The organism is Streptomyces sp. NPDC002133, from assembly GCF_040296405.1.
Classification (GTDB): domain Bacteria; phylum Actinomycetota; class Actinomycetes; order Streptomycetales; family Streptomycetaceae; genus Streptomyces.
Map to the genome: position 1 here is coordinate 44,261 of NZ_JBEOXF010000022.1, position 26,035 is coordinate 70,295.

17 protein-coding genes, 3 pseudogenes and 3 CRISPR repeat arrays are annotated in these 26,035 nt (G+C 70.2%); of the genes and pseudogenes, 15 read left to right on the plus strand and 5 right to left on the minus strand.

The genetic code is table 11. The annotated features are described in order from the left end of the window. Nucleotides 1-8 precede the first annotated feature (8 nt). Both ABT078_RS21630 and ABT078_RS21635 read left to right on the plus strand, forming a co-directional pair. A complete protein-coding gene (locus ABT078_RS21630; RefSeq protein WP_351230081.1) occupies nucleotides 9-197 on the plus strand; it encodes a hypothetical protein in 189 nt (62 codons plus the stop codon). A gap of 107 nt (nucleotides 198-304) precedes the next feature. Further along, nucleotides 305-664 carry a TadE/TadG family type IV pilus assembly protein gene (locus ABT078_RS21635; RefSeq protein ID WP_351230083.1) on the plus strand — a complete coding sequence of 120 codons (360 nt, stop codon included), beginning with the start codon at nucleotides 305-307 and terminating at the stop codon, nucleotides 662-664. Between the two features lie 102 nt (nucleotides 665-766). Here the strand turns inward: ABT078_RS21635 and ABT078_RS21640 are convergent, their stop codons facing one another. Continuing rightward, a complete protein-coding gene (locus ABT078_RS21640; protein WP_351230085.1) occupies nucleotides 767-1,927 on the minus strand; it encodes an RNA-guided endonuclease InsQ/TnpB family protein in 1,161 nt (386 codons plus the stop codon). A gap of 141 nt (nucleotides 1,928-2,068) precedes the next feature. On the opposite strand from ABT078_RS21640, the gene ABT078_RS21645 reads away from it, so the two are divergent. From ABT078_RS21645 to cas6e, 9 genes are all read left to right on the plus strand, one after another. Continuing rightward, the gene (locus ABT078_RS21645) at nucleotides 2,069-2,527 is read left to right on the plus strand and encodes a TadE/TadG family type IV pilus assembly protein (protein ID WP_351230087.1); all 459 of its coding nucleotides are present in this window, start codon (nucleotides 2,069-2,071) and stop codon (nucleotides 2,525-2,527) included. Between the two features lie 71 nt (nucleotides 2,528-2,598). Then, nucleotides 2,599-2,985: a pilus assembly protein TadG-related protein gene (locus tag ABT078_RS21650; RefSeq protein ID WP_351230089.1), complete on the plus strand. Its 387-nt coding sequence runs from the start codon at nucleotides 2,599-2,601 to the stop codon at nucleotides 2,983-2,985. A gap of 7 nt (nucleotides 2,986-2,992) precedes the next feature. Further along, entirely contained in the window at nucleotides 2,993-6,628 is a 3,636-nt protein-coding gene (locus ABT078_RS21655) for a LysM peptidoglycan-binding domain-containing protein (protein WP_351230091.1), read from the plus strand. Nucleotides 6,629-6,742: 114 nt separating this feature from the next. After that, nucleotides 6,743-7,687: a CRISPR direct-repeat array (repeat unit 29 nt; unit sequence GTCGGCCCCGCACGCGCGGGGATGGTCCC). A gap of 154 nt (nucleotides 7,688-7,841) precedes the next feature. Next, entirely contained in the window at nucleotides 7,842-10,736 is a 2,895-nt protein-coding gene (cas3, locus tag ABT078_RS21660) for a CRISPR-associated helicase Cas3' (protein ID WP_351230163.1), read from the plus strand. A gap of 239 nt (nucleotides 10,737-10,975) precedes the next feature. Beyond that, on the plus strand, nucleotides 10,976-12,703 hold the full coding sequence (gene casA, locus ABT078_RS21665) for a type I-E CRISPR-associated protein Cse1/CasA (protein WP_351230093.1): 1,728 nt from the start codon (nucleotides 10,976-10,978) through the stop codon (nucleotides 12,701-12,703). Nucleotides 12,704-12,763: 60 nt separating this feature from the next. Further along, nucleotides 12,764-13,354, plus strand: coding sequence for a type I-E CRISPR-associated protein Cse2/CasB (gene casB / locus ABT078_RS21670; protein ID WP_351230095.1), 591 nt, complete (start codon nucleotides 12,764-12,766; stop codon nucleotides 13,352-13,354). A gap of 91 nt (nucleotides 13,355-13,445) precedes the next feature. Continuing rightward, the gene (gene cas7e, locus ABT078_RS21675) at nucleotides 13,446-14,600 is read left to right on the plus strand and encodes a type I-E CRISPR-associated protein Cas7/Cse4/CasC (protein ID WP_351230097.1); all 1,155 of its coding nucleotides are present in this window, start codon (nucleotides 13,446-13,448) and stop codon (nucleotides 14,598-14,600) included. Between the two features lie 23 nt (nucleotides 14,601-14,623). Next, nucleotides 14,624-15,394, plus strand: coding sequence for a type I-E CRISPR-associated protein Cas5/CasD (gene cas5e, locus ABT078_RS21680; protein WP_351230165.1), 771 nt, complete (start codon nucleotides 14,624-14,626; stop codon nucleotides 15,392-15,394). 5 nt (nucleotides 15,395-15,399) lie between these two features. Further along, nucleotides 15,400-16,152 (plus strand): type I-E CRISPR-associated protein Cas6/Cse3/CasE, encoded by a 753-nt coding sequence (cas6e, locus tag ABT078_RS21685; RefSeq protein WP_351230167.1) that lies wholly within the window; start codon nucleotides 15,400-15,402, stop codon nucleotides 16,150-16,152. Nucleotides 16,153-17,124: 972 nt separating this feature from the next. Then, nucleotides 17,125-18,859: a CRISPR direct-repeat array (repeat unit 28 nt; unit sequence GTCGGCCCCGCGCCCGCGGGGATGGTCC). Nucleotides 18,860-18,907: 48 nt separating this feature from the next. Here cas6e and ABT078_RS21690 read toward each other — a convergent pair. Further along, nucleotides 18,908-19,045: pseudogene (locus tag ABT078_RS21690) on the minus strand (IS5/IS1182 family transposase); the annotation flags it as partial. Nucleotides 19,046-19,050: 5 nt separating this feature from the next. On the opposite strand from ABT078_RS21690, the pseudogene ABT078_RS21695 reads away from it, so the two are divergent. Beyond that, nucleotides 19,051-19,212 (plus strand): annotated as a pseudogene (locus ABT078_RS21695) (reverse transcriptase/maturase family protein); the annotation flags it as partial. An 82-nt stretch (nucleotides 19,213-19,294) separates the two neighbouring features. On the opposite strand, the gene ABT078_RS21700 reads toward ABT078_RS21695, so the two are convergent. Together ABT078_RS21700 and ABT078_RS21705 are read right to left on the minus strand one after the other, a co-directional pair. Then, entirely contained in the window at nucleotides 19,295-20,821 is a 1,527-nt protein-coding gene (locus ABT078_RS21700; protein WP_350986694.1) for a hypothetical protein, read from the minus strand. A 74-nt stretch (nucleotides 20,822-20,895) separates the two neighbouring features. Continuing rightward, nucleotides 20,896-21,738, minus strand: coding sequence for an IS5 family transposase (locus tag ABT078_RS21705; RefSeq protein ID WP_351230100.1), 843 nt, complete (start codon nucleotides 21,736-21,738; stop codon nucleotides 20,896-20,898). A 114-nt stretch (nucleotides 21,739-21,852) separates the two neighbouring features. Continuing rightward, nucleotides 21,853-22,187: a CRISPR direct-repeat array (repeat unit 28 nt; unit sequence GTCGGCCCCGCGCCCGCGGGGATGGTCC). Nucleotides 22,188-22,517: 330 nt separating this feature from the next. Between ABT078_RS21705 and ABT078_RS21710 the strand changes: the two are divergent. Next, nucleotides 22,518-22,805, plus strand: a pseudogene (locus tag ABT078_RS21710) (RDD family protein); the annotation flags it as partial. A gap of 340 nt (nucleotides 22,806-23,145) precedes the next feature. Here the strand turns inward: ABT078_RS21710 and ABT078_RS21715 are convergent. Next, the gene (locus ABT078_RS21715; RefSeq protein ID WP_351230102.1) at nucleotides 23,146-24,468 is read right to left on the minus strand and encodes an NsdA family TPR-like regulatory protein; all 1,323 of its coding nucleotides are present in this window, start codon (nucleotides 24,466-24,468) and stop codon (nucleotides 23,146-23,148) included. 214 nt (nucleotides 24,469-24,682) lie between these two features. Between ABT078_RS21715 and ABT078_RS21720 the strand changes: the two genes are divergently transcribed. Together ABT078_RS21720 and ABT078_RS21725 are read left to right on the plus strand one after the other, a co-directional pair. After that, nucleotides 24,683-25,885 carry a radical SAM/SPASM domain-containing protein gene (locus tag ABT078_RS21720; protein WP_351230103.1) on the plus strand — a complete coding sequence of 401 codons (1,203 nt, stop codon included), beginning with the start codon at nucleotides 24,683-24,685 and terminating at the stop codon, nucleotides 25,883-25,885. Then, a complete protein-coding gene (locus ABT078_RS21725; RefSeq protein ID WP_351230105.1) occupies nucleotides 25,882-26,034 on the plus strand; it encodes a hypothetical protein in 153 nt (50 codons plus the stop codon). Before ABT078_RS21720 ends, ABT078_RS21725 begins: the two co-directional genes overlap by 4 nt. The last annotated feature ends 1 nt before the right edge of the window (nucleotide 26,035 follow it).

A 26,035-nucleotide genomic window follows, 5' to 3' on the forward strand; every position in this document is an offset into this window, starting at 1 on the left:
GACACCGCATGGACGTCCAGATGCTCACAACCTGGATCCGCGCCCGCTACCAGCAGCTCCGTGACGCTCGCGACGCAGGCGTCACCAGCACCGAGCTCGCCGTGATGGCTGGCGCACTCCTGCTCGGCGCCGGACTGCTCGTCGTAGCCATCCGCAGCAAGCTCACCGAGAAGATCGGCGTCATCAACGGAGGCTGAACCACGCAGACCAGACAAGGGAGGGGAGTGGTGTGAGAAGCCGGGTACGTACCTGCTGGCGAGTCGTCAACGGCCGCCTGCGCGCTGACGATCGCGGTTTCGGAAGCGTGGAGTTCGCAGTCCTGGCGCTGGTTGCGCTAGCGCTGATCTTCACCTCCATCCAAGTCGGCCTCTACTACCACGCACGCAAAGCCGCCCAGTCCGCCGCCCGTCACGGCGTGGAGGCCGGCCGCCAGTTCGGCGCGAGTGAAGGGGACGGCGTCGCCCAGGCGCAGGCCTTTCTCGGCCGTTTCGGCGGCAGCGTGCGGGGCGCGAGCGTGTCCTCGGCCGGCAGCACCGCCCAGGAAATCCGCATCACCGTACGCGGAAGCGTCCCCACCCTCGTCCCGGGCCTGCAACTGGATGTCGTACAGCATGCTGACGCTCCGACCGAACGGTGGACTCAGCCGTCAACTTCTCGGCCGTAAACGATCGAGCGTGTTGGCTCTGTCGTTTGCGCCTTGTCGCGCTCCCGACTGCCCCCTACGGCAGGGCGGTCACGGGTCGCATCTACCAGCGAAAGGGGGTGTTCAGGTCCTTTGTGGTACGGGTCCGTTGACGAGAACCCACGCCGAGCGTGCACGGTTGCGCACGTTGACCCCGGCGACGTGGTCGGCGGGGCCAGCGAGCCCGCACCGACGACAGCAGAAGGTGTCCCGGGCGGGACGGTTGTGCCTGGCGGTGTGTCCGCATCTGGGGCACATCTGCGAGGTGTAGTGGGCGTCCACCGAGATCACCGGTACCCCGGCCCGCTGGGCCTTGTAGCGGATGTGTTCTTCGAGCTGGTGGAACGGCCAGGAGGAGAGCGTGGCCCGCTGGTCGCGAGAAGGCCGTACCCGGTCACGGATGCCACTCAGTTCTTCGAGGGCGATTCCGCGTCCGGTGCGTTGTGCGACGGCCACGATCTCTTTACTGATCCTGTGGTTGACGTGGGTAGCGTGCCGGGCTTCCTTCTTCGCCCGGCGTTTGGCCCGCCTGGCGGCGGAGCGGGTCTGCTTCGCCTGGAGTTCGGCTCGCTTGCGGGCGTGCCAGCGCCGGTAGCGGCCAAGGCGGCGGCCCTGGTAGTTGCTCCCGTCGGACGTGGTGGCGAGGTTGGCGATGCCCCGGTCCACCCCGATCCAGTCCACCGGGTCGGTGTTGAGCGGCGCTTCGGGAATCTCGCAGGTGGCGATCAGGAACCACATGCCGTCACGGTGCACGAGATCCGACTCGCCCCGCCGGTACTTCTCGAGCATCGCCAACTGGCCCAGATGGCCTGTGTACCGGACGTTCTTGATCCGCCCGGCCACGGTCCAGATGCTCACCGTCCGCGCGTCGTGCTGCCAGGACAGGATCCGGTCGTCGTACGGCTGGGCCGCATCAGGCCGGAAGACGATCGGCTTCGACTCCGCACGCCTGCGTCGCCTCGACCCGTTCGGGCCGAGGTTTCCCGCCCGGATGTTGGCGTGCAACGTGGCGTAGGCGTCCACGACCTTCTTCACCACCCGCACGGCCGGCTGGGCAGCCAGCCCGAACTCCGTTTTCAAGCGGGCGTAGACGAGCTTTTGCAGCTCGTTGCGGGTGGTGGTGCCCGTCTCGTACGCCACCGCCGATGCGGCATCGGCCGCCCGGTTGCACACGGGCAGGGTCGCCGCCAAGGCCGCCGCCGCCTCGGGCGACGGCAGCAGCTTCACCTGCACCACGACCTTCACCCCATCAACCTAACCGTCGCCACTGACAGCAGCCGAAAGTGCAGGTCACGACAGACACGGAGGGAACTCCGCCGCTGCGCGGCTCCGCTCCAAGGACCCATTCCTCCCCGGCTTGATTGCCGGGCCTCCCTGGAGAGAACAGTGAAAATCCGCACGTACTGGCAGCGGCTGGCGCGGGGGCTGCGCCGCGACCGGGGTTCCTACGCGCTGGAGACAGCGGTCCTCGCGCCGGTGATGATCGGCCTGCTGCTGCTGATGGTGGCGTTCGGGCGGGTGACCGACGCCGACGGCGCCGTCGACTCCGCAGCCCGCGCGGCGGCCCGCGCCGCCTCGCTCGAGCGCGACGCCGGCAGCGCTCAGGCAGAGGCCCAGGCCGCAGCCAGTCGCAGTCTGGAAGGGGAGGGCATCACGTGCCAGAGCTCCAGCGTGGTGGTGGACACCTCCGGCTACGCGCTCGACATCGGCGTGGAGGCGAACGTGACGGCGACGATCGCCTGCACCGCCAACCTCGCCGATATAGGCCTTCCCGGCCTGCCCGGCGCGAAGACGCTCACCGCATCGTGGACCAGCCCCATCGACACCTACAGGGGCCGTCAATGATGGGTTGGGTTCAGCATTTCCGAGCACCACGGCCGGTGGCACTGTCCCCACGCCGTCGCGACCGCGGGTCCATGTCCACCTTCTTCGCCGTGTCCGCGATCGCCATCTTCATGGTGATGGGGCTGCTCGTCGACGGTGGCGGCGCCCTGAACGCCGGCAACCGCGCCACGTCGCTTGCCCAGGAAGCCGCCCGCACCGCGGGACAGCAACTCGACCCTGCCCAGGCGATCGAGGGCACCGCCATCACGATCGACCCGGACGCGGCCGTCGGCGCGGCTCAGGACTACCTCGCCGCAGCCGGCGTCCAGGGCGACGTCACGATTACCGACGGCGGGCAGACGCTCACCGTCACTGTGCACGACAGCTACGACACGTACTTTGCCCAGGTCGTCGGCGCGGGAACGATCAGCGTGACCGGCACCGCGAAAGCCCACCTGCAGACCCAAGCTGGAGGCTGAGCCGTACATGGCCCACCGAACCCCCGCCCCACTGCGCGCCCTCGGCGCCCTGTTGCGGGCCCTGCTCGGCCTGGCCCTTCTCGTGGCCCTGGTCGGCGGCGTCCCGTATCTGCTCCTCGCCGTGGGCCATCAGCCGACCGAACTGTCCGGCGGTCTCGACCTGCTGATGCGGCAGGACGACGGCAGCCTCTTCTTCGTCGTGCTCACCTGCATCGGCTGGGCAGCATGGCTGGCCTTCACATTCTCCGTCCTGGTGGAGATCGTCGCCGTTCTGCGCCGACGCTCCGCCCCCAGGATCAAAGGGCTGGGCGGCCTGCAGTCCCTCGCCAGCTTCCTCATCGGCGGCATCGTGCTGCTCGCCCCCACCGCCGCCTCGGCCGCCACGACCGGACCCGCGGTCGCGGCAACGGCGGTGCAAACGGTGGGAGCGCCCGGCGCTAGCGCATCGCCCAGTACCAAGCCGGCCGCCCTGGCCGAGGAGACCGACTGGCCCAAGCACACCGTGTCCTCGACGACGGAGCTGCCCTGGGACCTGGCGGAGGAGTACCTCGGCGACGGAAAGCGCTGGAAAGACATCGCCGCCCTCAACCCCGACATCCCGCAGCTTGCCGCTGGCGACGAGTTCCTCCCCAAGGACGCCGTCATCAACCTGCCTGCTGACGCCCGGCCCGTCGCCCCAGCTGCCACCAGCTCGGCGCCCACGGTGAGCAAGGGCCCAGCCATAGGCAATGCTGCCGAGCAGCAGACGAGTCATGAAGAGCAGGGCATCAAGCAGCAGGACCAGGCGGACGACGAAAGCCCCGGGAGCGAGAGCGCCGACGCCCGGCCGGAGAGCGTCACGGTCCGCGATGGCGACAGCCTCTGGTCGATCGCCGACGAACACGGCGACCCGACCGACTGGCCAGCCATCTACGAGGCCAACAAGGGCGAAGCCACCCCGGGCGGCGGCCGCTTCGACAACCCGAACCTCATCTTCCCGGGCCAGAACCTGGACCTGCCCAAGGCCGGCGCGGATGGCGAGCCGGCCGCCGACAAGGACACGGCCGACCCGAAGACGCCGGACAAGCCCGAGGGGCAGAGCGACACGACGCCGACGCCCGAGGAGACACCGGACGAGGAAGCCGACAGGGACACCGAGGCCGACAATCCGGCCCCGCCAGCCGCAACCCCGGCGCCTGCCCGTACGGCAGAACCGGCACCGAGCAGCCCGGCACCCACTCCAAGCAGCCAGGACACCGGTCGTGGCCAGGCGCCCGCCGCGCAGCACAGCGACGACGGCGAGAACGCCCTGGCCCCAGTCGCGGTATGGGCGGGCGCCGGCGCCCTGGCGGCCGCCCTGGTCGGCACTCTGGCCACCCGCCGGATCCTGCAGCAGCGCCGCCGCCGACCGGGCCGACGCATCCCCATGCCAACCGGCCGCGCGGCCGTGACCGAGCAGGGCCTGCGCGCCGCCCAGCACCCCACCGGATTCGACCTGCTGGGCACCGCGCTGCGCTCCCTCGCGCTGAACCTCGCCGCCGCCGACCGTGAACTGCCCGTCGTCGAAGCGGTCGTCCTACACGAATCCAAGGTCGAGCTACACCTGGCCGATGACACCGCTCCCATGAAGCCGTTCAGCGCAACCACCGGCCGTGCGGACCTGTGGACCTGCGCCGCGTCCAGCCCCGACCTGGCTGACGAGGAAACGCTGAACGACGCTGATGCCCCGTACCCAGCCCTCGTCTCGATCGGCTGGGACGCTGCCGGTCACCTAGTCCTGGTCGACCTTGACCACGTCGGCATCCTCAACCTGGCCGGCGACCCAGACTCGGCACGACAGGTCCTGCAGGCCATCGCAGTCGAACTGGCCAGCACCCCGCTGCCGGACCACCTCGAAGTCACGGCACTCGCCCACACCGCTCCCGGCCTGGACCAGGCCGCCCCCGAGCGCGTCGTACGCATCGAAGACCTCGCAGCCGCCACCGCCGACCTGACCAGCCACACCGCAGACCAGCGACGCGCTCTCGCCGCCATCGGCGCCATCAGCCTGCGCGCCGCCCGCCTCATGGACGACGCCGGCGGCGCTTGGACGTCACACGTCATGCTCGCCCAAGACCTCCCCGAGGACACGGCTGTCACCGAACTCTTCCACGCCCTCAGCGAAGAGCCCCGCGCCGCGGGCGCGGTCATCACCTCCCGCGCCCCCGCCCAGCTGCCAGCCACGGCGTGGACCCTCGAATGCCATGGACCGGACGCGACAATCGTCCTGCCCGGCTCCAACCTCCCCGTCAGGCTGCAAGGCCTGAGCGACGAGCACTTCGCCGACGCCATCGAGCTGCTCACTCTCGCCGCCAGCGACGCCGATGACCCCGCGCCCGACTGGACCCACGCTGACCTGCCCGAGCTGGCTGACGGCGAGGAAGGCACCATGGACGAGCTGCAACCGGCAGATGCCGCCGAGGACTCCTTGGAGTCCGCCGACGACGATGGGCTGCCCGCGGAGTACGCCGAGCTCGAGCTGGATTCCCTCGCCGAAGAAGCCGCGGAAGCCGAGGACACAGGCCCCTCGACCGACCTGGCCAAGAAGGACGCCCAAGGCGAGAACGATCCAGAAGGCAAGCCCGCTGGGCCCTCGCTCGCCGACGTGCTGGCCGGAGAAGACGCGCACCACGCCGAGCTGAAGGCCGACCGAACGAAGAATGAGGACCCCGCGAGCGCCGCGGGCCCGGCGGACGTTGCCCTCGCTCCCGCCACACCCTGCGCGCACCCTGCCGCGCCAGCCGTCCACGTCACCATCCCCGCACCAGCACCCGCCTCCACCACAGCTCCCGCTCCGCTCGACCGCCCGGAGTCGCCAACCGCGGAGCCAGCAGCCGCTCACGTCGAACCGGAGGCCACGGACGGCGATCCAGCCGTGCTGCTACTGGGGCCCATCAGCCTTGAAAACGCAAGCGGCCGCATTGACTCGAACCGGCGCAGCATCGGCACCGAACTGGTTGCCTACCTTGCCCTCAACCCCGGCGTCGACCACCACGCCATCGACGACGCCCTCTGGCCCGGGCGCCTGGTCAACAAGCAGATGCGCAACGCCGTCATCTCTCGCACCCGCTCATGGCTAGCCAAGGACATCGACGGCAACGCGCACCTGCCGCGCGTCCAGGACACCGGAGACAGCCGATACCGCCTCGGCCCCGCCGTCACTTGCGACTGGACCCGATTCCAGCGCTTCGCGCGCATCGGCCTCGCCCGCAACAACGAAGACGGCGATCTCGCCCTGCGCCGCGCACTTGCCCTGGTCCGAGGCCGGCCCTTCACCGGCATCGACCCTCAGCGCTACGCCTGGGCAGAGCCCATCATCCAGGAAATGGTCTCCGCGGTCGTCGACGTCGCCTTCATACTGTCCACCCGGTGCCGGGAAGCCGACGACATCTCCGGCGCTCTATGGGCAGCTCACCGAGGCCTCCTCGCCGCCGAGGAAAGCGAGATGCTGCACCGCCAGATCTTCCTCGCCCACCACGCGGTCGGCGACATCGACGCCCTACGCGAGGCCGCCGCCCGCCTGGCCCGCATCAACGAACAGCTGCTCGGCGGCGTCGACATGGAAGGCGAGACCGCGGAACTCCTGCGAAAGCTGCTGCCCCGCACGACCGCGCGCGCCCGCTGATGTATCGTCCGCGATTCCGTGATCGCTTCGGTTCTCGCCTGCGGCAGAGGCCAATCCGTGCCGTGACTGAACGAGACAGCAGCTCGGCACGCGTAACATCCCAGTTCAGCAAGCGTCGGCCCCGCACGCGCGGGGATGGTCCCACCGCCGCACTCGTCGCCGTCACCGCGGTCTCGTCGGCCCCGCACGCGCGGGGATGGTCCCAGATCGAGCGTTGCGGGCCACGCCCACGACTGGTCGGCCCCGCACGCGCGGGGATGGTCCCCACAACATGATGCCCGAGTCGATGGCGACGGCGTCGGCCCCGCACGCGCGGGGATGGTCCCGTGCCTGGGTGGACACATGGCGACCCGCACAAGTCGGCCCCGCACGCGCGGGGATGGTCCCCGAGGAACCGACCGACAGCACGACCGACCGCGGTCGGCCCCGCACGCGCGGGGATGGTCCCCAGATCATCTTGGCCGTGGGCCGGAAGGGCAGGTCGGCCCCGCACGCGCGGGGATGGTCCCGCCGAACTCGGCACGGATACGCCGCACGGAGGGTCGGCCCCGCACGCGCGGGGATGGTCCCCCCGTCTGACCCTGCCCGCACCCGCCGCCCCGGTCGGCCCCGCACGCGCGGGGATGGTCCGGCTGCGACCGCGCCGAGGCCGACGCCCTGCTGGTCGGCCCCGCACGCGCGGGGATGGTCCCTGGGCGGCTTCGGCGGCGGCCCAGTCGTTGAGGTCGGCCCCGCACGCGCGGGGATGGTCCTCCAGGCCCCGGTAACCACGTCGCGGTCTACGCGGTCGGCCCCGCACGCGCGGGGATGGTCCTGGGAAGGGTGGAAAGGCCGCTCCGGTCCTCCGGTCGGCCCCGCACGCGCGGGGATGGTCCCTGGTTCTCCACGAACGCGACGACGAACGACATGTCGGCCCCGCACGCGCGGGGATGGTCCCATGCCCGCCAGGGACGCCAGGCCGGTACGGGGGTCGGCCCCGCACGCGCGGGGATGGTTCGAAGGCGTAGGGACTCTCTGTTGGATCCAGATCGTCGGCCCCGCAGGCGCGGGGTTGGTTCGTGAGCTGTCGACCGGCGCGGTCGTGAACATGTTGGCCCCACGCGAGCGCGTCGGCCCGCGCCTGTGACGGAGGGCCAAGCCGTTCTCGGACGGCTTGGCCTCATTGTCAGTGGTGCCCGCTAACCTCACGTTCTTCGAACTTGGGGGTGGGATGATGGATTTAGAGCAGGTGAGGGCGCGGTACGGGGACGAGGCTGTAGCGGGGCTTGGAGCGCTGTGGGGGAAGTCGAAGGAGCGCGCTGGGGGTCGGACGAATCTGCTCCTGTCGCATCTTTTGGATACTGCTGCGGTCGCGGAGCTGGTTTGGGATCGCTATCTGGCGCCGGTGACGCATGGTGTGCTGGATGAGGTGGCCGGCCAGGGGCGGGGGCGCAGGTTTTTCGCGTGGTTGTGTGGTGTGCACGACTGGGGGAAGGCGACGCCGGCGCATCAGCGGTTATGGCCGGAAGGGGGCGCGGCTGTCCGGGCGGTGGGTTTGACCTGGCTGGAAGCTGCTGCTGTGGCCGGTGCGAGGCAGAAGAAGCGTTGGCGTCACGACTGGGCCGGTGGGCTGCTGATGCGGCAGGCCCTGGGTGAGGCTGGGTGGGCTGCGGAGCACGTGGATTGGGTGTGGCCGCTGGTTGCTGGCCATCACGGAGCTTTCCCGACGCTGGGGGATGTTCAGGAACCCCGGATGGCCAAGGGCCAGTTGCGGGGCACTGGGATGTGGCGTGCGGTGCAGCAGGCCGTGCTGGAGGTCTTCACGTGTGAACTGGGTTTTGCGGACCTTGGTGAGGTCCGGCCGGTGGTTGTCCCCTTGCGGGCGGTGCAGTTGCAGCTGAGTGGTCTGGTGGTGATGGCCGACTGGATTGCCAGCGATGAGCGTCGCTTCCCTGGTGCGGATGATTTGGGTCGGGTGGGTCTGGGGGCGGCCCGTGATCGGGCGAAGGTGGCTTGGGAGCAGTTGGGGCTGCGTGGCGGTTGGGGCGCTGTTGCGGTGCCGGGTCCGGAGATGTTTCGGGACAGGTTCGCGTGTGTGCCACGGCTGTCGCAGACGATGGTGATGGAGGCTGCCCGGGGGATGGGGGGTCCGGGGCTGCTGGTGGTTGAGGCTCCGATGGGTGAGGGCAAGACGGAGGCGGCGCTGGGGGCGGCTGAGATCCTGGCCGCGCGGTTCGGTGCGGATGGCGTGTTTGTGGGGATGCCGACGCAGGCGACGAGTGACCCGATGTTCACGCGCACCCGCCGGTGGGTGGGGGCGATCGATGCCTCGCTGGCGTCGCAGGTGGCGTTGCTGCACGGTAAGCGCGCGTTCAATAGGGAGTGGGCGGCACTGCTTGAGGATGGTGGTGCCGATCCTGACGCCTTGTATGCGGGTGTCGACGAGTACGGCCTTGATGGCGATCCGTACGGGATCGTTCCTGTTTGTGGTCATGGTGGTGAGCGTTTGGCGCCGGCCGAGTGGTTCTTGGGGAGCAAGCGGGGGCTGCTGGCGCCGTTTGTGGTCGGCACCGTCGACCAGTTGCTGTACGCGGCGACGCGGACCCGGCATGTGATGCTGCGTTTGGCGGGGCTGGCGGGCAAGGTCGTGGTTCTGGACGAGGTGCACGCCTGTGACGTGTATATGAGCCGTTTCCTGCTGGAGGCGCTGCGCTGGCTCGGGCAAGCGCGGGTACCGGTTGTTGTACTGTCCGCGACGCTTCCTCCTGGACAGCGTCGGGAGCTGGTGACCGCTTACCTGGCAGGGGCTGCCTCGCGGGAGGAGTTTGCCGTCGAGGTATCCGAGCCGGACGGTTATCCCAGTGTGACCGCTGCGTGGCGCGACGAGGACACCGCGGCGCCGTCATTTTTTGTGGACGTTGCTGACACCTGGCGTGGGGACCTGCCGGTGATGGTGGAGACCCTTCCCGAGCGGATGCCCGCCCCCCGGACTTCCGGTGGGGAGCGGCGGGCGGTCCAGTGCGATGCGGATGCGTCGGTCGCCGACTTGCTGGGGGAGCAGCTTGCCGATGGTGGGACGGCGCTGGTCATCCGCAACACCGTCGCCCGCGCGCAGAGTCTCTTTGAGGAGCTGCGGAAGCGGTTCGGAGCGGAGGAAGTCCGGCTGCTGCACGCGCGGTTCACTGTCGCGCGGCGGGCCGAGCTGACGGAGGAGTCTCTGAGCCTGCTTGGCCCGGACGGGCCACGGCCTGAGGGCGGCCGCTTGGTGCTGGTGGCTACGCAGTTGGCCGAGCAGTCGTTTGATGTGGACGCTGATCTGCTGGTCACCGACCTGGCCCCGATCGACCTGCTGCTGCAGCGTATCGGGCGCTTGCACCGGCACGCCGGCACGCGTCGTCCGGTGCGTCTGCGGCAGCCCAAGGTGTTCGTCACCGGTCTTCAGCCGCACGAGGGGCGTGAGCCGGATTTCCTCTACGCGAGCGAAATGATCTACGGCCGTCATCTGCTGCTGCGGACGGCCGCTGTGCTGCCGGGCAGCGGCGGGCAGTGGGCGGTCCCCGGCCAGGTGCCGGAGCTGGTTGGGGCGGTGTACGGGGAGGAGGCGGATCTGCTGCCCGAGGCCTGGGCTGCGGCTGGTGTGAGAGCGCGCGAGGAGCAGGAGGGGGAGGACCGTCGGCGCGCTGAGGCGGCTAGCCAGTTCTTGCTCACGCGGCACGGGGAGCACGAGAGTCCCACGCTGGCGGGGCTGCACTACGCGGGTGCGTTGGGCGGTAGCAGTGAGGAGGAGCTCCAGGCCGCGGTGCGCGACGGGGACGAGTCCGTCGAGGTCGTCCTTGTGGTGCAGGCTGCCGAAGGGGAGATGTATCGCACCCTGTCGGGCCGTGCCTTGACGGTCAACGGCGATGTGGACTCTGCACTTGTGGAGGAGGTGATCGGGAGTTCCGTCCGGTTGCCGGCCACGCTGACCAAGGATGCACTGGCGCTTTCTCCGTTGCCAGGCTGGCGCGGGCATCCCTGGTTGCGGCACAGCCGCGCGCTGGTGCTGGACGCGTCGCGTAGCGCCCGGATGGGGGACTTCATCGTGCGGTACGACGATGACCTCGGATTGCGCACCGCGAGGTGCCGTTGAGCAGGGGTGCCGGGCGTGCTGCGCCCGGCACCCCTGCTCCCCGCGGAATGCGGGGCCTACGCGCTGCCCTGGTTGGTCGCCAGACGAAAACACGGGCCATCCCCGTACGCGTGACGGCGTCTGCCGTCTGATCGGGGCCGTTCGCAGATTGCCATACCGGATTGCAAGGAACCACTGCGGCACCTGTGTGCAAGCCGCTACGTTCTAGACGAAAACACTTCACCAATAGGGGGGTATTAGTGTTTTCCCTGCTCAGTAACCCATTCCTGGGGCTGCCTTCGGCTGCAGGCGGCCCGATGCGGGAGTACTCGCTGCGCGAGGCTGTGCTGCAGGCACACATACTCGGGGATCTCGTCGTCGACATCCCGACCCAGCGGCCGGCGCTGCTGCGCCAGTTGCTGCTGCCGGTTGTCGTGGACGCTGTGGGCCGTCCCGCCGATAGTCGTGAGTGGGCCGGCTGGTTCCGAGCGGGCCAGTGGTCGCCGGAACAGATCCAGCGTCTGAACGACTACTTCGACACACACCATGAACGCTTTGACCTCTTCCATCCCCAGCACCCGTTTGCCCAGGTAGCGGACCTGCGGACCGCCAAGGGCGAAACGAAGGGAGCGGGGCTGCTGGTGGCGACGGCTGCGACGGGCAACAACGTGCCGTTGTTCGCATCACGCACCGAAGGCGATGTGCTGGCACTCACCCCCGCTCAGGCAGTGCACTGGCTGCTGCACACCCACTGCTGGGACACCGCGGCCATCAAGACCGGAGCGGTCGGTGACCCGAAGGTCAAGAGCGGCAAGACAACCGGCAACCCCACCGGCCCGCTCGGACAGTTCGGCGTCACCGTGCCCGTGGGCCGCACCCTGTACGAGACGCTATTGCTCAACATTCCCGCGGGGCCTCCTTCGCGCTCCGACGATCTGCCGCAGTGGAGGCGTCGTGACCTGGACGGCCGGATCGAGGACACGTGTTCGGTCGCGACGCCGCAATGGCAGGAGCGTGCGCCCAAGGGGCTGCTGGACCTGTGGACCTGGCAGCCCCGGCGCATCCGCCTCTTCCCCGAGGGGACCGAGGACGGCGACCTCCGCGTCACCCGGGTGCTGGTCGCGGCTGGGGACCGGATGCCGCACACGCCCGAAGTGGAGCCGCACACCATGTGGCGCCTGGAGCCCACAGGGGGACGCGAGAAGTCCAAGGGCAAGCCAGCCGGCGCTTCGCCGCGGCGGCCGCTACGTTTGCAAGCCGGCAAAGCCGCCTGGCGCGGGCTGGATGCCCTGCTCGCCCCCGAGCGCGGCTCGGAGGACGCCGGTGAGCGGACAGCGGGATTCGCCACCAGCGAGCTTCTCGACCAACTCGGAGAACTGCGGGGGGAGATCGGGGAGGCGTACCCGCTGCGGGTGGAGCTGACCGGAATGGCGTACGGCACGCAGTCCGCCGTCGTCGACGACGTGATGTTCGACGCGCTGCCTCTGCCGTTGGCCGCACTGGGCGCGGAGACCTACGTCCATGCGGCCGTCCTGGAGGCAGCCGCCCAAGCTGAACAACTGGCCATTGCCGTCAACAACCTCTCAGCCGACCTGCGACGCGCGCTGGGCGCGGACCCCATCCCGTGGGACAAAGGCCAGCGACCCGGCGAGTTCGTGCTCCATGCCCTGGACCCCTTGATGCGACGGCTGCTCGCCGCCCTTCGCGGCGTCGGTGAGGACATCGAGACAGTCGAGGCCCGGCAGACTCAGTGGGAGCAACTGGCCTGGCAGCGCAGCTGGGAGATCGCCGACGGGCTGCTGCAGGCGGTGCCGGTCAGCGCGTATGCCGGCCGCAAGGCTGACCAGGGCGAAGGCGGAGGAAAGCCGGAGCGCACCTACCGGGCGTCGCTGGCCGAAGCGTCCTTCCGCCGGCGCCGCGGGGAGATCCTCCACCGCGCCGCCGAAGCCCGCCGCCTGGCCCACGCCGAACGGTCCGCAGCCGGCTAACTGCCACCACGGCGACGGACACGGTGCCCCGCCACTCTCGTGAACACGCTCGGAGACGACATGTCTGATGACAACCACCAGCAGCGCAGGCTCTGGCACCGCTATATCGCTGCCGACGGCACCTGGCGCCGCAAAGACGGCAGCCCGGCAGAAAAGCGCCCGCCGGGCGAGGACCTTGCCGTGCTGCGCCGCGGGCTGAGCCGCCCGGCCGGCGACGTGCTGGAGATGTTCCCGTTCTACACCTGCCCCGTGGACGACTTCGCCGCCCGCCGCGGTCAGATGTCGCTCCAGCAGGAGGCCGAACACGCGGCACTCGCCCTCTACGGACTGCACCAGCAAAGCCAGGACCGCCCCATGCACCGCCGGGACGTCAGCATCGGACGCGCCGTACGCGCGCTGCGTCACCACGACCGCTCGAGCCCGGAAGCGGTCGACTCCCGCTTCCAGCAGGCCTTTGCAGCCAACTCCACCGGCGCGCTGCAGCTCCGGCTGCGCGGCCTGATCACCCAGCTCAAAGGCATCGACCAGCCGCTGGATTACGACCTGCTCGCCGGCGACCTGCTCGCTTGGCACCGACCCGAGGCACGGTCCCGCGTCCGCCGCCGCTGGGGCCTGGACTACTACGGCTGGACCCAAAACGGCGCCAAGTAAACGACGCAACCGGGCAGCCGCCCCATCGACGGAACCCCGCGCCACACCCACCCACTCACGCATTCCGCACACACCACTTGGAGCTCGTGCGATGACTTCCCGCCTCTACATCGACGTGCACATCGTGCAGACCGTGCCGCCGGCCAACCTCAACCGCGACGACCAGGGCAACCCCAAGGAGGCCGTCTACGGAGGAGTGCGCCGCTCCCGTGTCTCTTCCCAGGCATGGAAGCGCGCTACCCGTATCCACTTCGACGCACAAGCGCCCGAGCAGGACCGCGCCACCCGCACCAAGCGCATCACCGCCGAACTGGCCGAGCGGATCGCCCGGAACACCGGCCTGGACAAAGCCCCCGCCACCCGCATCGCCGCCACCCTGCTCGAGCAGTTGGGACTCAGCGCGGGCAAGAAGGTCGGCGAAACCGCCTACCTCCTCTTCTACGGCAACGCCCAGCTCGACACGGTGGCCGACCTGGTCACCGACCGTGCCACAGAACTTGCCGCGCTGGACGACAAGGCCCTGAGCGAGACCCTCAAAGCCATCCCCGTGGCAGAGAAGTTCACCACCGGCCACCCGATGGGCGTTGCCCTGTTCGGCCGAATGGTCGCCAACATCCCCGCCCTCAACGTCGACGCCTCCGTGCAGGTCGCCCACGCGCTGTCCACGCACGAGACGCAACTGGAGTTCGACTACTTCACTGCCGTCGACGACGAGAACGAAAAGGAGGAGACCGGCGCCGGCATGATCGGCACCATCGGCTTCAACTCCGCCACCCTCTACCGTTACGCCGCCCTCGGACTGGAACAGCTGACCGCCAACCTCGGCGGCGACACAGGGGCAGCGCTGGATGCCGTGGGCAGCTTCGTCGACAGCTTCGCCCGCTCCGCGCCGACCGGCTACCAGAACTCCTTCGCCCACCGCACCCGGCCCAGCCTGGTCGCCGTCGTGGTCCGCCAAGACCAGCCGGTCAACCTCGTCTCCGCCTTCGAAGAGCCCCTCCCCACCGAAGCCGGCGTCGCGGCCGCCTCCGCACGCCGCCTCGCAGAAGAGCACACCACCGCCTGCCGCATGTGGGGTGACACCCCGCTGTACAGCGCAGCCAGCCACACCTTCACGCCCGGCGACCTCCGCACCAAGGACACCACCGAGGCCCTCACGCAGGCCTTCGGCGAACCCGTCGCCTTCCCCCAGCTGATCTCCGGCCTGCGTGCCCGCCTTGCCACCAGCATGGAGGACCCCGCGTGACCGACCGCGCCCAGACAGTCCTTATGCTGCGGCTTGCCGGGCCACTGCAGTCGTGGGGCGACCGCAGCGCCTTCAACCGCCGCGAGACCAGACCCGAGCCCACGAAGTCTGGCATCGTCGGCCTCCTCGCCGCCGCCGAAGGCCGCTGGCGCACCACCCCCATCGACGACCTCGCCGGACTGGCGCTCGGCATCCGCATCGACCGGCCGGGCAGCCTTCTGCGCGACTACCACACCGTCAGCGACCACCGAGGCACACCCCTGTTGTCGGCCGCCGTCAATGCCAAGGGCATACAGAAGCCGACCTCACCGGCCAAACACACCCACGTCACCCAGCGCTTCTACCTGCAAGATGCCGTCTTCCTCGCCGCCGTCGCCGGCCCGCAGGAGCTCATCACCACACTGCACCACGCCCTGCGCCACCCGGCCTACCCGCTCGCACTGGGCCGCCGCTCCTGCGTACCCACCCAACCGCTGGTACTGGGCCTGCGCACCACCCCCCTGGAGCAGGCCCTGCGGGACGAACCTTGGCAGGCACCCCGGACCGTACGGGAGCGCTGGGGCCGCACCTGCGGCAACGCCGGGCGGATCACCCTGTCCGCCACGCTGGACGATCCGGCAGGCGACGACGTCCGCGACGACCTGCCCCTGTCGTTCGACCCGAAGGCTCGCGCCTTCACCACCCGCCGCGTACGCCACGTCTACCTCGACGCCCCGACCGGGATCACACCCGACCCCGACCAGCCGCCCTCCTCGAGCAGCGGCCACGACCCGTTCGCCCTCCTGGGCTGGTGACCAACATGTCCTTCCTCTCACGCATCCGCATCAACCCGCTGCGCGCCGAAAGCCGCAAACTGCTCGCCAGCCCCCGCGCCATGCACGGCGCCGTCCAAGGCGGACTGCCGGGAACACCAGCCCAGGAGCGCACCCTGTGGCGCCTGGACGCCGACAACCCCCACCGCCCCCACCTGTACGTCCTGACCCCCTCCAAACCCGACTGGACCCATCTCGTCGAACAGGCAGGGTGGCCAGACGCCGACGGCGAGCACTACGCCATCGCCGACTACACCCCGCTCCTCGAACAGCTCGCGCTGGGCCGCGAGTTCGCCTTCCGCCTCACCGCCAGCCCCGTGCAGAACACCAGCCGCCCCGACAAACCCACCCCCCGTCAGGCCGAACGACTGGCCAGAGGGGAAGCCCGCAGCTTCCGCCTCGGCCACCGCACCGCCGCCGCCCAGATGAACTGGTTCCTCACCCGCACTACCCGCTGGGGCTTCGACATCCCCCTCGCTCAAGGCCTGGCCGACACCCACGACGCAGACGGCAACCCGCCCCGCGACGTCCGTCTCGTCGCCCGCGACCGCCGTACCTTTAGCAAAGGGTCAATACCCAAAGACACACGCGTAGTCATGCAAGCGGCCACCTACGAAGGACGCCTGCGCGTCACCGACGTGGCGCTCCTCACCGAACGGCTCCTCAACGGGATCGGCCCCTCCAAGGCATACGGCTGCGGTCTCCTCACCCTCGCACCACTCCAGCCCACCAGGGCGTGACCCACATGCCCGACAACTGGTGGAAGGCTGACCCACAGGACCTACACCGCCTCGTCGATCGCGTCCCCATCGTCTACGCCCCGCGTACGCGGGGATGGCCCCGCCGTCGTCGTCATCAACAATCAGCAGACGGTATCGGCCTCGCGCTCGCGGGGATGGTCCCTGCATGGTGGTCACGGAAGGGTTCACGCTCCGTCGGCCCCGCGCCCGCTGGGATGGCCCGAGGCGCACCGCGCTGGACATGGCCCGCCTGGAGTCGGCCCCGCACCCGCAGGGATGGTCCCCCACCTGGGAAGCCGACTAACCCCCCGAACCGGTCGGCCCCGCACTCGCGGGGATGGTCCTCGCGTCTTGTAGACACGGCCGAGATGCACCCAGTCGGCCCCGCGCCCGCGGGGATCGGCACTCTCGCTCATGTCTACGTCGGCTCCGCGCCCGCGGGGATGGTCCGGTGACGTGGCTGTACACGCATGCTGGGGCGGAGTCGGCCCCCGCGCCCGCGGGGATGGTCCCTCCCAGCCGCGGCGGATCGTCGGCTACGGCGCGTCGGCCCCGCGCCCGCGGGGATGGTCCCGGCTACGTCCTGCACTGGCCCGCGCTCATCCTGTCGGCCCCGCGCCCGCGGGGATGGTCCGCAGTACGAGTCGATCGCCGCCCTCACCGGGCAGTCGGCCCCGCGCCCGCGGGGATGGTCCGGAGCATTACAAGAAGGACGCCGCTAAGACGGTGTCGGGCCCCGCGCCCGCGGGGATGGTCCGCGCTGGAAGACCGTCATCAACGGCCCCGGCTCGTCGGCCCCGCGCCCGCGGGGATGGTCCCGGACGAGCTATGCCCTTCGCAGACCAAGCCCCGTCGGCCCCGCGCCCGCGGGGACGGTCCGCTTTCCGAGCGAACCAAGGAGATCGACCCCGAGTCGGCCCCGCTCCTCGGGGATGGTCCTCCGCGCGGACGTCCGCAGGCAGCTTGTGAACAGTCGGCCCCGCGCCCGCGGGGATGGTCCCTTCGGCATCCACATGTTCACCACGCCGGACAACGTCGGCCCCGCGCCCGCGGGGATGGTCCCGTCTGGTGCGTGGGGGTCCAGGACCACAGGGTGTCGGTCCCGCGCCCGCGGGGATGGTCCCGGGAGTCACCACACCATGCAGAACACACGACAGGTTCGGCCCCGCGCCCGCGGGGATGGTCCCCTGGTGAACCTCAGGACCGACTTCGGTACCGAGTCGGCCCCGCGCCCGCGGGGATGGTCCCTGTCCCTGCTGCCATCCATGCCCACCAAGGGGGTCGGCCCCGTGCCCGCGGGGATGGTCCCCCTGCACAGCTTTGGGCGCCATAGGACCCCCGTCGGCCCCGCGCCCGCGGGGATGGTCCGATCGAGGGCGGCACGCCGACCTCCTCGCGCGAGTCGGCCCCGCGCCCGCGGGGATGGTCCCCCTCCAGCCGGCCGTTCTGCGTATCTGGTTCCGTCGGCCCCGCGCCCGCGGGGATGGTCCCCGCGGTGCGACGCCGCTTCCTCCGAACCATGAGTCGGCCCCGCGCCCGCGGGGATGGTCCTCCGCCATGGCGGTGCTCCCCGTGAAGCGTCGTGTCGGCCCCGCGCCCGCGGGGATGGTCCCCGCGAGGACGTCGACTGGCCCGAGTACGAGGAGGTCGGCCCCGCGCCCGCGGGGATGGTCCCGCCAGGACCAGGCTGGCGGGACCATCTTGTTGTCGGCCCCGCGCCCGCGGGGATGGTCCCTACGGCAAGATCGCCTGGCGCTACGGCTCCAAGTCGGCCCCGCGTCCGCGGGGATGGTCCTTCAAAAAACCCCGGCATAGTCGAGTGCGAGGTCGGCCCCGCGCCCGCGGGGATGGTCCCAGGGACCCGGTCTGCGGGTCGTAGCGCCAGTCGTCGGCCCCGCGCCCGCGGGGATGGTCCGGTCACCGAAGCCGAGCTGTTTGCCGCCGTAGGGTAGGCCCCGCGCCCGCGGGGATGGTCCCCTGTCCGCGGTGAAGGCCGCAGCGATCGCGTCGTCGGCTCCGCGCCCGCGGGGATGGTCCCGAAGGCCGCACGGCCACGGTCACTACGACCAAGTCGGCCCCGCGCCCGCGGGGATGGTCCTGCGTGGCGGCCAGGGAACGGCGGGACCACGATGTGGGCCCCGCGCCCGCGGGGATGGTCCTCTTCACGAGCGTGCGCCTTCTGGTTATGGGGTGTCGGCCCCGCTCCCGCGGGGATGGTCCCCCAATGAACTGGGCATCACGGCGGGTCGCCGCGTCGGCCCCGCTCCCGCGGGGATGGTCCGCGGTACCCAGGCGACGTCCATCCGATCCTCCAGTCGGCCCCGCGCCCGCGGGGATGGTCCCTGATGGTCGCCATGGTCGGTGTCCTCACTGCCGTCGGCCCCGCGCCCGCGGGGATGGTCCCTCGGGCGGCACCCCGTACCGGCCCGGCGGTCAGTCGGCCCCGCGCCCGCGGGGTGGTCCCTGGCTGTTGAGGTAGAGCACCTTGTGCCGGTAGTCGGCCCCGCGCCCGCGGGGATGGTCCCGGCGACACGGAACGCGTGCCCGGATGGTCGGAGTCGGCCCCGCGCCCGCGGGGATGGTCCTCCACGGTCACCTAACAGGTGAGTGAGGGGGATGTCGGCCCCGCGCCCGCGGGGATGGTCCCTGGTGGCTGCTGACCGTCAACGGGGTCGCCCCGTCGGCCCCGCGCCGGCGGGGATGGTCCTCCGGATGATGTGCGGCTGCTTTAGAGGCCGCGCGGATAGGGATGCGGTCATGGTCGGTGGTTCGGGCGTTCGTCCCAGCGGTGAGTCGTCGATGCCTGCCGGATCAGACTACGCACGGTGATGATCACGTCGGCGAGGTCGAAGGATGCCTTGATGACGGTGGTGCGCCGCTCGTAGCAGCGAGCGGGGAGACTGCTTCGGCAGCCTGGATCACGAGGTGCTGCTCGCAAGTCTGGAGGAGAGAATCCACGATGGATGATTTCTGCGGCTGATCCGGTAGATGCTCAAGGCCGGGTATTTGGAGGACGGGCGGTGGAACGCCACGCTCAGCGGTGCACAGCAGGGTGGCGTGATCCTGCTGCCGGAACAGGCCGACTACCTGGTCTGCCGCGCACACGGCTTCCTGGCGGACCGCCCGCCCGCCGTGCCCGTCCTCAGTTGACCTCCCGCACTCTCGCAGCGGTCCGCTCGGCGAGCTCGCGGACGCCGTTCGCGGCGTTCCCCGAGAGCTCGCCGAATACGGCGTCGGCGGCCGCGAGGAGGGCACGGGTCTCCTCGGGGCGGCCCGCGTCGGCCAGGGCGAGGGTGAGCCGGTAGTGCTCCTCGGCGATGAAGCGGCCGAGGTTGACCCGCTGCCAGTGGAGCAGTGAGTCGTCGCCCGGGGTGGCCAGGGCGTCGCGCACGGCGGCCAGGCTGTCCGCCGCCTGCGGCAACCGGCCCGCCTCCCGCTCGAGGCGGGCCAGGGTGTACCCGGCCGAGGCCCGGTCCCATGCCGTCTCCTGAAGGGCGGCGTACAGGCGCTGGGCGCGCAGCGCCTGGGGAAGGTCGCCGAGTTCCTCGAAGTCCCGGGCGAGCCAGTCCAGCGGATCCGTGGCCAGGCTGCGGGGCACCTCGGGGCGGCGGAGTCTGCTCTGGTCCATGAAGATGCTGTCGAGTTCGCGGATCAGCGTCACCCGCGCGAGGTCCGTCATCCCCTGGTCCCGCGCCAGGTCGGTCCATGTGGAGACCGGCTCGTCCGACGGGTCCGTCCCGAACATCGACTCGTCGAGCTCCCGCGCCCACTGTTGCAACTCGTCCGCGCTTGCACCCGGTTCCGGTATTTCGCTCAAGCCGCACGCCGTGTCGAAGTCCGTCTTCCGGACCTCAAGCAGCAGCGGCAGATCTCCGGTGTCCCCGGCCAGCCCCACCAGCACGGCCGCGAGCCGCAGTTCGTCCGTCATCGACGACCGCGTCTCGTGCCGCAGCAGATGCCGCAGCAGCTCCAGATCGCCCTCGGCGCGGTCGAACTGCGCGGCCCGCAGGGTGATCCGGCGCCGCACCGGGTCCTCGGCGACTTCACGCCATGCCGTGCAGTCGCCCTCCCGCAACCGGGCGAGATCGGCGCGGCCCGCCGCGAGCACCGGCTCCCACAGCGGGGGACCGGCCGGGCCTATCCGGTCGTACGCACACCCCTCATCCGCATTGAGCAGTACGAACTCCGGCTCGGTGCGCAGCAGCGCGGCACGCAGCCTGCCCACCAGCTCGACCGGGGAGCGATTCGGGAAGCCCAGCGCCGCCCGGAGCTCGGCACGCTCGTCGTCGATTCCGTAGTGCTCACGGATCTCGTCCTCGGTCTCCGCGACGCACGCCAGGATCTTCTCCTCGCTGTCGTCCGACGACAGACGTGTGTAGCCGCGCCAGCCGGGCAGGCCGATCACGAGCTCAAGGGCCTCGTCGACACTGGAGCCGATGATCCCCGCGGCGCCCTCCGAGTCGGCGTAGAGCACCGAGCCGTCCGCGCACACGAAGTACGTACCGCCGGTATCGTCCCCGGCTACCGTCTCCAGCGGCCCACCCGAGGCGAGGCGGACCTCCTCGACATGGCCGTGGGCGGCGCGGTCCAGGTCGAAGCCGAAGGGGAAGGCGGCCAGTTCGGCCAGGCGGCGGTCCTGCCGCAGCAGCCATAGCGCGTGATCGGTCATGTCACAGAAAGTAACACCGTGCACTGACAACGGACTCGCGGCCCCTGTAGGAGGCCGTGCGGATAGGGATGCGGTCATGGTCGGTGGTTCGGGCGTTCGTCCCAGCGGTGGGTCGTCCATGCCTGCCGGATCAGACTACGCACGGTGATGATCGTGTCGACGAGGTCGAAGAATGCGTCGATGACGGTGGTGCGCCGCTCGTAGCAGCGGGCGAGCCGGTGGAAGGCGTTCTGCCACGCGTGGGTGCGTTCGACATGCCAACGCTGACTGGCCTGGATGGGCGCCTTCGCGCCCTTGTGCGCGATGCGTCCGTGCAGGCCGCGTTCGCTGAGCAGTGCGCGGGTCTTGTCCGAGTCGTAGCCGGCGTCCAGGTGCACGGTGATGTCGTCGGGTAACGGTCCGAGGTCGTCCAGGCGGTCCAGGGTCGGTGCGAGCAACGGGGAGTCGTGGCGGTTGGCACCGGCCAGGACACGCCCCAGTGGAATGCCGTACCCGTCCGTCATGCCCGAGCGTTTGAGGCCCTGTTTGCCGCGGTCGACCGGTGAACGTCCGGCGGCTTCGCCGCCTCCGGGGGCCTTGGTGATGGAGCCGTCGACCGCGATCTGGTTGAGGACGAGACCAACGATCCGGTCGTAGGAGTCGAGCGCGATCTGCTTGAGCTGGGCGAAGACGCCGAGTCGTATCCACTCGTCGCGGCGGCTTCGGATCGTGGTGGCCGAGCATGTTGTGTCGGCGATCGCCTCGTAAGAACAGCCGAAGCGCAGCAGTTGCAGCATCTTGTCGAAGACGATCCGGTCGCTGATGCGTCGACGGTGGCAGCCGAGTGGATGGTCCGGGTGGTACTCCGGCCTCTCGGGCAGCAGCGCAGCGAATTGGTCCCAGAGCGGTTCGGTCAGCCATGATGGCAGCGCGGGCACAGGCCCTCCATGTGATCACAGAGCGTAGACAACTCCATGATCACCGGGACCTGTGCCCGTTCTGTTGCCGGTATCCCCAACCGCGCCTATCCGCGCGGTCTCTTACTCGCGCATGTCGGCCCCGCGCCCGCGGGGATGGTCCTGCGCCTACCTATGCGCAGCTCGGGGACGCCGCGTCGGCCCCGCGCCCGCGGGGATGGTCCCCGGGAAAACGGCCCGTACTGGCGGCCGCCGTTGGTCGGCCCCGCGCCCGCGGGGATGGTCCCCGCACCACAGACCTAGGAGCACCCCCATGCCGGTCGGCCCCGCGCCCGCGGGGATGGTCCCGTGGATCGCGATCGGCGGCCTCAATACGTTCTGTCGGCCCCGCGCCCGCGGGGATGGTCCCGTGTACGACGACGCGCGGACCGATGACCATGCGTCGGCCCCGCGCCCGCGGGGATGGTCCGGCACCGAACGCATCTGCCGACCTCACGTCCCTGGTCGGCCCCGCACCCCGCGGGGATGGTCCCAGATGGCTGATCTTGATCTCTCTGCCGGCCTCGTCGGCCCCGCGCCCGCGGGAATGGTCCGCTCAATGAACGCCTGCTTCTCCTTGTGTAGGAGTCGGCCCCGCTCCTGCGGGGATGGGGATCCTCAGCTCGTCGGGGAGGTGTTCAGATGCCGTCGGGGCATCGGGTCGGCGCCTACCTCTCGTCTTCCTGGTCATTGCCGGCCCGATGCACACACTTGCCTTCGCCGATCTCTCCACGAGCGGTGATCCGTCCACCGTCGGTGCCCTCGGAACCGTCGGGATCCTCTACGCCTTCGCCTTGACCATCTTTCAGCTCTACAAGGAGGGTCGGACCGGACAGACGATCGGCAAGAGGGCTCTGGGGATCAGCCTGCGCAGAGTAGGGGACGGCAGCACCCTCGGCTTCGGCATGGCCTTCGTACGCAAGCTGGCCCACATCCTCGACGGTCTGCCCTGCTACCTCGGCTGGCTGTGGCCGCTGTGGGATGACAAGAGGCAGACCTTCGCCGACAAGGTATGCAACACCATCGTGATCAAGATCAACAAGCGGTGAGCCGTCCAGCCGATTCAGCGCCCCCGGACCGCCAGCGAAATGGCGCCCGCCTAACGCTGTCACGGCACGGGTTGGCGACGTGCACCGGCGACGCCGACTCTGAGGAAGACCACCGAGTCGATCGAGTTCACTGACGTGGATCTTCCCGACGGGGGCTACCTCTTCTTCGGCTTCCTGGCCACGCTGGAGCAGCAGATGGGCAAGTCCTGACGCGGAGAGGGATGGGGCGCGAGCTCACCGAGCCGACGCCCCGCCCGACCCAGGCTCCCGCCGAACGGATACGAGGAGCGAACTCGCGAAAGGCCGGCTTGTTGGTCCGCGCTGGCGGCGCGGCCTGCCTCTATCGGCCGGCTCGCGTGAAGAGGCCAGCAACGGCGGGGTGTGAACGGTGAGGGGCGAGCTTGTCGAGCGTGGCGTTCACAAGGCCGATGCACCGGGCTGCCTGGGTGGCGTGGGCGGTATCGAGGGCCTCGCGGGTGTCGGCGGCGGCTGCGGTGAGGTCGTGGCGGGCGAGCGCGGCCTCAGCCCGGTAGGCGAGGACGACGGAGCGCGTTCGTTCGCGGGCCGGGTCGAGCAGGATGAGGCCCTGGGCGAGCGCGGAGTCTGCACGCTTGGGGCGGTTGAGGTCAAGCCAGCAGCGGCCGGCGTCGACGGCGAGGTCTGCAGGGGACATCCACGACACCCACGCCGGGCTTGTTCCGGGGCGTGATTGATCGAGTTGGTGCTCTGCAGAGCCCAGGGCGCGTGTGGTGGCGGGGTGGTCACCGAGGACTGCGAGGGCGCGGGCGCGGCGCAGGTCGAGGAGCGCGCGGGCGGCGGGGGAGTGGGTGCGGCTGCGGGCGTGCTCGAGGATTTCGACGGCGGCCGCGGGGTGGTTTAGCCAGGTGGCGGCATAGGCGAGGTCGGAGAGGACTCCGGCGCCGAGGTCGCGGTCGCTGGCGGTGTGGGCGGCATGCAGGGCGCTGCGCCAGTGGCGTTGGCAGGCACCGTGTTCGCCTTGGTCGAAGTGGAGCCAGCCGGCGCACTGGGCGGCGGAGGCGGTGACCCGGAGGAGACGCCGGCCGGTGGGCTCGTCGTACGCGCCGGTGCGGATCAGCTGGATGCTGGTCTTGAGGAGAGCGTGGATGAGCGTGGTGCACTCGGGCGCGTTGGTGTTGGTGAGGGCTCGTAGTTCGGTGGTGCGGGTCTCCAGCCAGGCGAGCAGGGTGGCATCGACGCGGCGGCCGGCGAGTGCGCCGGTGAGTCGTTCGGGTTCGATGGTGGCCCAGTCGGAGGCGAGTGAGGCGAGCGCGCCGGTGGTGAGGGCGAGGAAGCCGCGGCGGTCGGGGTCGTCGAGGGCCACGAGTACCTCCGTGAGGGCGGCGTGGGTGCCGCCGGTGGTGAATGGGCGCGGGGCGTCATAGGCGGGCAGCCACCAGGGCCAGCCGAGCCGGACGACGTCGGCCTGGCTGACGTTGAGAACGTCGGCGAGGAGCATCTGGTAGTCGCCGCCGGGGGTCGCCAGCCGGTGCTCCCACTTGTAGATGCGGTCCCTGCCGGGGTGCATCAGCATGCCGCGCCGACGGGCGGCCAGTGCGAGGAGCCGGGCCAGGTCCTCCATGCTCCAGCCGCGTTGGCGGCGTACGTACGTGAGCGGATGCCGCTGCGGACCATCCCCGCCCATCTGTGACTCCCTCGGCCGCTGGCTGCTTGGTTCAACGGTCCCGCGCGGCCGCGCCGTGCGGCAAGGCCGCCCGAGGCCAGCTTCGGTCAGGCATACACCGGGCATACAGACGCGCGCCGTGGTGGTGGAGACGCTGGTTTCGGCGCCGACAGGCTTGCCGTCTTCCTCTGTTGTCCCGCCGGGCCTGGCCGTGAGCCGGTTGAAGGAGCGTGTCGTGATCAAGGAAGGTTCGTATCTGTTCGTCGAGGGCCAGGGCCCCGTCGAGCCGTTCCGCGGAAAGTACGCCGTGAAGTCGGCCAACGTGTTCGAGCGCATCCGGGCCGGATGGGCACAGGCCGGGCTGGCTCCGGAGTCGGCGTATCTGCCGATGCGGATCGAGTTGGAGCTGACGACGAAGTGCGACGACTCCTGCCCGTCCTGTGGGATGGGCGCACTCCCGCTGGCTGAGGGCCGCACCCTGACCGACGGCCAGATCCGGTTCCTGCTGCAGCAGTTCGCCTCGATCGGCCTCCCCTCCATGGCGATCACCGGTGGGGAGCCGTTCACCGCCTGGCGCGCCCTGTTGCGGATGATCGAAGGTGCGCGCGAGCACCACATCGACATCTCGAAGCTGACCACGAACGGCTCCTGGGGCACCCTGGGGCGGTGCGCGCGGGTGTTCGAGCGGCTGGAGAAGGCCGGCTTCCTGGACGGCCGACTGTTTGTGCCTTTGCTGATGATGTCGATCGGTGAGCAGACCACCCCGCTGGAGTCGGTCGCCCGGATTCTGCACCACGCGGTGACCCACTACAGCGAGCGCGAGCTCAACGTCGCGGTGTCCTCGCTGGCCGACCCGGCCACCCGCGAGCACAAAGTCGACGACCTGATCTCCGCCTACGAGCGCGCGTACGGGCCGTTCCCGCACGAGCGGGTGCACTCCACGATGCGGGTCTACCTCAACAACCAGCGCCTCGGCGGCCAGGCGCCGGTCCACCGGCCCGGCCACACCTCGGTCGCGCGATGGATGGACCACTGCTTCGACTGCTTCGCCCCCACCATCGGCGCGTACGTGCTGCCCACTTCGCTGCTGAAGAACAATGGTGACTGGTACACCTGCGCCGCGTTCAACGTGCCGGAGAAGCTGGCGTTCGGGAACCTGCTCCGCGAGCGCGCGACCGACGTGATCGCTCGGGCCGCCGCATCCCCCTACGTACAGCGGGTGCGGGCCGGCGGGGGACTGAAAGCGCTGCACGACGTGGTATCGCAGGAGTTCACCCGGAACACAACCTGCACCTCCTTCTGCGACTCGTGCGCGCTGCTGATCGACCAGTTCGACAAGCAGACCGCCACCACCACCGGCCACCGCACCCCGATGGTGATCCCGCCTGCCGCGCTGCTGGCCCGCACGAACGGCGCAGCGCCGGGGAGCCAGCCGTGAGCAGCATCGATGCGGCCGCGGTGGCGGTGGAGGCGCTGGCGTGGGTATCCGGGCGGACTCGCGAGGAGTGCGCGCGCAGTGAGGCCGAGCTGGGGCGGGACCTGGGCCTCGACAGCCTGTCTCTGCTTGAGCTGGTGGTAACCCTCTAAA